We start from the raw sequence: 415 nt of genomic DNA, 5'->3' as shown, positions 1-415 counted from the left end.
GGTTCGGCAGTTCGAATCTGCCCCCCTCCACCATCATATATAGGGGCATAGTTCAACGGTAGAATAGAGGTCTCCAAAACCTTTGATGTGGGTTCGATTCCTACTGCCCCTGCCATGGCGGTTGTGGCGAAGTGGTTAACGCATCGGATTGTGGTTCCGACACTCGAGGGTTCGATTCCCTTCAACCGCCCTTTATATTAATGGGCTATAGCCAAGCGGTAAGGCAACGGACTTTGACTCCGTCATGCGCTGGTTCGAATCCAGCTAGCCCAGTTATTGGCGGCATAGCCAAGTGGTAAGGCAGAGGTCTGCAAAACCTTTATCACCGGTTCAAATCCGGTTGCCGCCTCCAGGTTATTATGCGGGAGTAGTTCAACTTTTAGAACACATTCCTTCCCGGAATGAGATATAGGTG

4 tRNA genes are annotated in these 415 nt (G+C 50.8%); all 4 read left to right on the top strand.

The features are described from left to right. Positions 1-41: 41 nt before the first annotated feature. The 4 genes from HMPREF3058_RS10340 to HMPREF3058_RS10325 all read left to right on the top strand — a co-directional run bounded on the left by HMPREF3058_RS10340 (position 42) and on the right by HMPREF3058_RS10325 (position 352). Positions 42-115: transfer RNA gene (locus HMPREF3058_RS10340), tRNA-Trp, on the top strand. Positions 116-117: 2 nt separating this feature from the next. Then, a tRNA-His gene (locus HMPREF3058_RS10335) sits at positions 118-190 on the top strand. A gap of 11 nt (positions 191-201) precedes the next feature. Further along, positions 202-273, top strand: a tRNA-Gln gene (locus HMPREF3058_RS10330). A gap of 5 nt (positions 274-278) precedes the next feature. Continuing rightward, positions 279-352 (top strand) — tRNA-Cys (locus tag HMPREF3058_RS10325). Positions 353-415 lie beyond the last annotated feature (63 nt).

Origin of the sequence: Staphylococcus sp. HMSC068G11, from assembly GCF_001815825.1 — a bacterium.
Classification (GTDB): Bacteria; Bacillota; Bacilli; order Staphylococcales; family Staphylococcaceae; genus Staphylococcus; species Staphylococcus epidermidis.
This window is presented reverse-complemented; position numbering and strand designations above follow the sequence as displayed.